Raw genomic sequence first — 7,467 nt, 5'->3', positions numbered from 1 at the left:
GCTGCGCAGGCTGCGCGCGGCCGGCCTGTCCGTGCTGGTGCGCGTCGACCCGGAGCAGCGGCTGGTCAGCCCGCCCGCGCCGCGCGACGGCGGCCGCCGGATCGCCACGGCCGGCGAGCTGCACCGCCCGGCGCCTGCCGCACCGCTGGGCCCTGCTCGAACACCCCGCCGCCGACGACCCCGCGGTCGCCGCCGCCTCCACCCGCCTCGTCGAGGTCGCATATGCCGTCGTGCGCGGCTTCGGCCTGCCGGAAACGGAACTCGTCGACGCCGTCCGCACCCTGCGTGCCGCGGTGACCGGCTTCATCGCCCTCGAGCAGGGCGGCGGCTTCCAGATCGCCCGTGACCTCGATGAAAGTTACGCCTACCTGGTCCGGATCCTCGCCCTCGGACTCGGCGCGCGCTGACATCTCACCGCATTCCGGCTGCCGCAAGTCCTCCCGGCACCCGTCATAGTGTTGCATTGCGCAGAGTGCGCGTGGTATCACTTCTCTGATCATCAGGGTTCTTTGAGATGATCATCGTGATCCCGGAGAACGCGTGACGGCGGCAGCGTCGCCCCGTACGCGACACCCACCGAAAACGCAGGTGGGGCCTGGTAATCAAAACTCTGCGCACGAGAGGGTACCGACCGGGAGTGCCTTCGTGATATCTATGCGTGCGTTGTAAAGATTGATGGATCGTCAAGTGTCGGGTGTCGCCGTGAGCGACGTGGAGAGGAGGCCGGGGTGAGCGACATGCCCTCGCGGCAGCTGTCGCCTCCGGCCGGACGCGCGCGACCCGGCGCACGAGAATCAGGGGTCCCGCCATGCTGCTGACCGTCAACGGCCCGCGCACCACCAGGGAACTCGCGGAGCTCATCAAGGCCCTGATGGACTGGAGTGCCGAGAGCGCCTACGGCGACCTCGACGACGTCCTGACCCAGGTGGCCAAACGCTTCCACATCACCGTCTCGGACCAGCAACGCGACCAGGTCTACGCGGCCGTCGCCGACGCACTCCCGGCCGACACCGGCGACGGCGAGGACCCGACCGCCGACGTCACCGCCTGGGTCGCCGCGCGCCTGCCGTACGAACCGCAGGTCCTCTCGGCGCTGCTGATGAACTCCTGGATGGACCTGTGCTCCCAGGCGGAAGCCGAGGCCACCCGCGCCAACGAGGAACGCGAACGCGCCGAACGCGACCCGATAGCCGAGGCCATCCGGCACCTCACACTGACCGGACGCTATTACGTGGTCGCGCACAACGGACGCGGCAAACCGCTGCTGAGCGAAGCCGTGATCGGCCTCGGACTCGCCGCCGGAGCCGTCGCCGAACTGATCATCGCCGGCCGTATCGGTGTGGAGATCCGCACCCACCAGCTCGTGGACGGCTCCCTGCCCGAGAACCCGCCGGGCACCCCCGACACCGAGGCGAGCCCCCCGCCCGCGCCTAGCCAGGCCGCCGAGGGAGCCCTCGAAGACCTCCGCAAGCAGACCGTGCCGCTGCGCGACCAGCTCTCCGTGGTCGCCGCCGGCATCGAGGAGCGGGTGCGCGCCGAACTGCTCGAATCAGGGCTCATCACCCCGGAGACCCGCGGCATGCTGCGCGAACGCGTCTACTACGCGCCGGTCCCGCGGGGCCTGGCCAAGGCGATCCGCGCCCTCGTCGGCGGAGCGCTCTACTCCGACCCGATCCCCTCCGCGGACGCCGTCCTGGCCGAGCTCGCCATCGCCACCGGCCTCGACGCCAAGCAGACCGGCGGCTGGGACCGGCTGTCCTCGATGAACCGGGGCGACGCCCTGGCCAAGACGCGCCGCGCCGAGACCGCGGCACAGCTGAAACTGCTGGTCGACCTGACGGCCGCCGAGGTCGACGCCGTGGTCATCAGCCCAGGATCGTAACGCCTCCCCCGTTACCGTGCAGAACACAAGGAGAGCCCACCCATGACCCCGCCAAGTCCGTCACCTTCGGCCGCCACGCCGACGGGACAGATATCGACAGCCGCCAAAGCCAAGAAGGTCGGCGTCCTGGTAGTGCTGTGCACCGCCGTGGCCAGTGTCGGTCCGATGCTCGTGGAGGCCGGCGTACTGCCCAGTGCCTTCGCGGCCACCGGCATGACCAACATGACGATCACCTTCCTGATCGTCGGAGTGGTCTTGGCCATCTGGGTCCCCGGCTACGTCGCGATGACCCAGTACACCCCGACCGGCGGCGCCATGTACGCCATCGCCACCGAGGGCCTCGGCCGCTTCGTCGGCGTTCCGGTCGCATTCATCGCGCTGCTGTCTTACGGACTCCTGCAGGTCGCGCTCTACGGCCTCCTCGGCGTGGTGATGAGCGGGTTTCTCGGGGCGCAGTACAACCTCAACCACTCCTGGTGGTTCTGGGCCCTCGCGGTCTGGATCGTGGTGACTGTCCTCGGCCAGCTCAAGCTGCGCTACGTCGGGTACTTCCTCGGCCTGCTGTCGCTGTGCGAGATCGTGCTGAGCCTGGTGCTCTCCCAGCGCGGCCTGGCCAATCCGGCCAAGCAGGGCGCGGTGCACGCCTTCACCGCCGGCCACCTGTCGCTCGGCAACCTGGGCGCCGCTTCGGCGATCTGTGTCCTCGGTTTCATCGGGTTCGAGACCACCGCCGTCTACACCCGCGAGGTGGAGAACCCGCGCCGCAACGTCACGCTCGCGACTTACACCTGCCTCGCCCTGTCCGCGGTCATCTACATCCTGGCCGCCTGGGCCATGCAGGCCCACTACGGCGCCTCGATCGTCACGACCGCACAGCAGCAGGGTCCCGGCCTCTTCTTCGGCCTCGGCACCAACACCGAGAACACCATCGGCAACTGGCTGATGATCACCTCGATGCTGGCCGCGCTGCTCGGCTACCACAGCGGCTGGGTCCGCTACGCCTTCACCGGCGCCCGCGCCCGCATGCTGCCGCTGAGCCTGGCCGCGACCAACCGCAGCGGAGTGGCCTGGCGCGCCTCGGTCCTGCAGAGCCTGTCCGGACTCGTGTGCATCGGCCTGACCCAGCTGTTCAACTGGAACCCGGAGACCCAGACCTTCTACATCGGCGGCACCGCCGGCGGCTTCGGCATCCTGGTCCTGCTGGCCGTCACCGCGATCGCGATCATCGCCTTCTTCCGCCGCACCCCGCACCAGGAGCGCGCCACCACCGCGCTGATCCTCCCGGCCGTCGCCGCGGTCGCCCTGGTCGTCGGCGTCGTGCTGGTCGTCTGGCACTTCGGCCTGATGATCGGCGTCGCCTCCGGCGACTCGACCACCTGGCTGTGGCCGCTCATCTACCTGCTCGTCGCGGTCGCCGGCGTCGGCTGGGCCCTGTGGGCGAAGAAGTACTCGCCGAACAAGTACAGCGCCCTGTCCTCCTCCCTCGTGCCCGCCCCGGCCCCCGCGCCGGCCGTCGAGTCCGTCGAGGAGGCCGCCCGGTGAGTTCGAGCACGCCGATCCTCACCGCCGGGCCCGAGGAGGCACCGTTCCTCGCCGGGCTCGTCGCGGCGGCCTTCCACGACCTGGACGCCGCACGCTGGCAGATCGGCGACGACGAACTGCGCCGCGCGGCGTTCCCCGGCTACTTCCAGGGATACGTCGCGCACACCCTCGCCCACGGCGTCGTCCAGGTCACCGAGGACCGGTCGGCCGCCGCCCTGTGGCTGGTCGAGGACGGCGGCCCGCAGCCCGAGCCGCCGCTCCCCGAACCGCACGTGGCCGCGATGCTCGGCCCCTGGGCCGAACGCGTCCACCTGTTCGACCGGTACCTGCACGCCGCGCTGCCCACCCCCGGCCGCCCCTTCGAGCACCTCGCGATCCTCGCGGTGCTCCCCGGGCGGCAGGGCAAGGGCCTCGGCACGGCGCTGCTCGAGCACCGGCTCGCCCACCTCGACGAGACGGGCGTCCCGGCGTACCTCGAAGCCAGCGGCGCCAACACGCGCAAGATCTACCTCAACCACGGGTTCGTCGACCACGGGGAGCCGATCCGATTTCCCGACGGCCCGGCGATGTACCCCATGTGGCGCGAGCCCGCGGCACGCTGAGCGCACCGCGGCACCACGCACCACCTCAGCACGACGCGCGGCGGTCGGGACGTCCCGACCGCCGCGCGTGTGTCTCACTCACCGAGCCGTCTCACTCACCCGGCCGTCTCGCCCAGCCTCAGCCCACGCCCGGCCGCGGGAACGCCTCCGCCGCCACCAGGCCGTCCTTGACCGCCTCACGCTGCACCGCGTGCACCGTACGCCCGTGCACGTCCGCGATCCGCTGCCAACTGTTGCCGCCGCCCAGTTCCTTCGCCAACTGCTCCCGCTCCTGCGTCGACCAGCGGGTATGCGAGTTCGGATACCGCTTGCGGCGCGAACGCAGCCACTCCGCGAACGTCGGCCGGTCCACGAACCACGCCATCGACCGGAAATAGCGCCGATCGAGCTGGAAGACCACCTCGTCCGCGCACAGGAACACCAGTTCGCCCTCGTCCACGGCCACCCGGTCCGCCCGCAGCACCAGTTCGCCCTCGGTCAACGCCACTCCGCGCGGCCCGCGCGGATCCTGCGGCGCCGTCAACCGCACCCGCACCCAACCCGCCGTCCTAGGCCGATCTTCCTGATCCGTAACCGACACGCTCGACACGACAGATCCTCCCCGGAAAGTCGCCGTCTGCCTACTCTCTACAGATACCCTCCGCAGACCCCGAACAAACGTTCTGATTGAGCAAGAAACCGCTTGCGGCCTGCGGAAATCCATGAATCAGAGGGCTTTGTCAGGGCACCGAAAGGGGCGGGCCGGGCACCTCCTGAGAGATACCCGGCCCGCCCCTGTCAGACCCTGTCAGACCCGTGGGCCGCAGCCTCAGGCGCTACGCCCGGCGAACCGGTCCCGGCGCTCGCCGCCGGCGCCCCGCGCACCATCGGCGAACCCGCCGCGACGCTCGTCCCGGCGGAAACCGCCGCGCTCGCCGTCCTGCGAGGTCCGCGGCGTGAAGGTGCCGCCGCGCTCGTCCCGGCGGGGGAACCCGCCGCGCTCGCCGCCCTGCTCCCGGCGGGCGAAGTTGCCACGGTCGTCCCGGCGCGGCCGGTCCCCGTAGCCGCCCCGGTTCTCGCCGCGACGCGCGTCCCGGCCGCCGAAGCCGCGGTCGTCGCGACGACCGCCGCGCTCACGCTCGCGCACCGGCAGGGTGAACACCGGCACCTCGCCCGGCTCCGGAACCTCCTGAGCGGCCGTCAGGCCGGCCAGCGCGGTGGCGGCCTTCTCCCACCTGCCGCCCGCCCCGATCGGCGCCACGTCGAGGCTCTCCGCCTCCACGCCGGCGTCCCGCATCAGACGCTCGGCCTGCCGCGTCTGCTTCGGCAGGACCAGCGACGCCACGATGCCGGCCTGACCCGCACGCGCCGTACGGCCCGCACGGTGCAGGTAGTCCTTCGAGTCCCGCGGCGGGTCCACGTGCACGACCAGGTCCACGCCGTCCACGTGGATACCGCGCGCCGCGACGTCCGTCGCGATCAGCACCGGGGTACGCCCCTCCTTGAAGTCCTCGAGGGTCTTCGTGCGCGCCACCTGCGTCATACCGCCGTGCAGCGCCGCCGCCGCCAGCCCGCGCTCGCGGAACTGCTCGGTCACCCGGTCAGCCGCCAGCTGCGTACGCACGAAGAAGATCGTGCGCGCGTCCTTCAGGCCCTCGCCCGAGTGCCGACCCGCGATCTGCGCCGCGACCCTGGCCTTGTGCTGCGGCGTCACCAGCAGCAGGTGGTGGCTCATCGTGGAGACCACGCCGGACTGCGGGTCCACCTCGTGCAGCACCGGGTCCTTCATGTACTTCGACACGATCTCGTCCACCGCGCCGTCCAGCGTCGCCGAGAACAGCAGCCGCTGCCCACCCTCGATGACCTGGTCCATCAGCTCGCAGACATGCGGCAGGAAGCCCATGTCGCACATCTGATCCGCCTCGTCCAGGATCGCGATGTCCACGTCGCTGAGCTCGCACTCGCCCCGCTCGATCAGGTCCGAGAGCCGGCCCGGCGTCGCCACCAGCACCTCGACCCCGTAGCGCAGGCCGTCGATCTGCTTACGCATCGGCGCCCCACCGTACACCGAACGGATCCGCAGATGCAGAGCCCTGGCATAAGGCCGCAGCGACTCCTCCACCTGCATCGCCAGCTCGCGCGTCGGCACCAGCACCAGCGCCAGCGGCTTGTGCGGCCGAGCCCGCAGGCCCTCCAGACGCGTCAGTGTCGGCAGCCCGAACGCCAGCGTCTTACCCGAACCGGTCCGCCCGCGGCCCAGCACGTCCCGGCCCGCCAGCGCGTCCGGAATCGTCGCGGCCTGAATCGGGAACGCCCGGGTCAACCCGGCCTCGCGAAGCACCTCGAGCAGCGGGCCCGGCACCTCGAGCTGCTCGAACGGAACACCCTCGGGCTCCGCGGCCGACTCGGCCTCGGCGTCCAGCAGAACCTCGGCAGCCGCCTCGGTCCCCATCTCTTCTTGCACAGTCATCGGGAGTTCGTTCGACTCGAACTCGATCTCGGTATCGGACTTCACAGCGCGACCTCCAGGTCGTCCTGGCACGTGACAAGGAGGCAGCGGACACGCGGACATACCGCGACCCTGCCGACCACAAGTACGGGCCCTGTATTCGGGGCAATGCCGCGCCTGTGTTCGACACTCGCCGAAAAGATCCCACAGAGGAAAACGAACCGGCCGCCGGCACCGGCCCTTCAAGGGCCGCCGCGACCGGACACCAGGGAGCGCGCGGGCATCACATGGTTACCTGCTCATGATAGACGCACCCCCGCCTCCACCGTTAACCTGGCAGGTCACGGCCCACAAAGCGGCTGTGAGCGCCCTGCCCCGCCGGTCCGCTAGGGTTTTCCCGATCATCCGCACCACCGGACCCAGCGTACGTACCGATCGTCCCCCGACCGGCCCACCCGGTCGAGGCCCGCGGAGGCAGACCCACATGACAGACAGCTGGCTCGACACCCCAGAGCATCTCGGCCTCGGCCTCGAGAACCTCCCCTACGGCGTGATCGTCGACGGCCAGAGCCCGCCCCAGCCCGCAGTCGCCATCGGCACCTACGCCCTCCCGCTCGGCGCCGCCGCCGAAGCAGGCCTCTTCGACACCGCGGCGCCCGACCCCGACATCCTCGCCGCGCCGAATCTCGACCGCCTCCTGGCCGCCGGACCGGCCGTCTGGCGCACCGTGCGGGCCCGCGCCACCGAGCTGCTCGGCAACCGCGCCCACGCCGCCGCCGTACGCCCGCTGCTGCTCCCACTCCCGCGCCTGGCCACCCCGCTGCCGTTCACGGTCGCCGACTACGTCGACTTCTACTCCTCCCGCCACCACGCGGAGAACCTCGGCCGCATCTTCCGCCCGGACAGCGCGCCCCTGCTGCCCAACTGGACCCACCTGCCCGTCGGGTACCACGGCCGCTCCGGCACCGTCGTCGTCTCCGGTACCCCCATCACCCGCCCGCACGGCCAGCGCG

General features: G+C 71.0%; 7 protein-coding genes. 5 read left to right on the top strand and 2 right to left on the bottom strand.

The window, feature by feature from the left end; genetic code table 11:
* The 4 genes from KDL01_RS37200 to KDL01_RS45695 form a co-directional block, all read left to right on the top strand.
* A partial coding sequence (locus KDL01_RS37200) for a TetR-like C-terminal domain-containing protein (RefSeq protein ID WP_212533416.1) occupies positions 1–407 on the top strand: 407 nt, incomplete at its 5' end.
* Positions 408–808: 401 nt separating this feature from the next.
* Positions 809–1,882 (top strand): GOLPH3/VPS74 family protein, encoded by a 1,074-nt coding sequence (locus tag KDL01_RS37195; RefSeq protein WP_212533415.1) that lies wholly within the window; start codon positions 809–811, stop codon positions 1,880–1,882.
* A gap of 42 nt (positions 1,883–1,924) precedes the next feature.
* Complete coding sequence (locus KDL01_RS37190; protein ID WP_212533414.1) at positions 1,925–3,424, top strand: APC family permease; 1,500 nt, start codon at positions 1,925–1,927, stop codon at positions 3,422–3,424.
* Positions 3,421–4,026 (top strand): GNAT family N-acetyltransferase, encoded by a 606-nt coding sequence (locus KDL01_RS45695; protein WP_212533413.1) that lies wholly within the window; start codon positions 3,421–3,423, stop codon positions 4,024–4,026. The genes KDL01_RS37190 and KDL01_RS45695 overlap by 4 nt, the downstream gene beginning before the upstream one ends.
* A 118-nt stretch (positions 4,027–4,144) precedes the next feature.
* Here the strand turns inward: KDL01_RS45695 and KDL01_RS37180 are convergent, their stop codons facing one another.
* Positions 4,145–4,507, bottom strand: coding sequence for a hypothetical protein (locus tag KDL01_RS37180; RefSeq protein ID WP_212533412.1), 363 nt, complete (start codon positions 4,505–4,507; stop codon positions 4,145–4,147).
* Positions 4,508–4,834: 327 nt separating this feature from the next.
* Positions 4,835–6,475 carry a DEAD/DEAH box helicase gene (locus tag KDL01_RS37175; RefSeq protein ID WP_212533411.1) on the bottom strand — a complete coding sequence of 547 codons (1,641 nt, stop codon included), beginning with the start codon at positions 6,473–6,475 and terminating at the stop codon, positions 4,835–4,837.
* A gap of 463 nt (positions 6,476–6,938) precedes the next feature.
* On the opposite strand from KDL01_RS37175, the gene KDL01_RS37170 reads away from it, so the two are divergent.
* The coding region (locus KDL01_RS37170) for a fumarylacetoacetase (protein ID WP_212533410.1) at positions 6,939–7,467 on the top strand (529 nt) is incomplete at its 3' end.

This window comes from Actinospica durhamensis (genome assembly GCF_018139695.1).
In the GTDB taxonomy this organism is placed as follows: Bacteria; Actinomycetota; Actinomycetes; order Streptomycetales; family Catenulisporaceae; genus Actinospica; species Actinospica durhamensis.
Note: the sequence above shows the minus strand (reverse complement) of the source record. Positions and strands in the feature narration are given on the sequence as shown.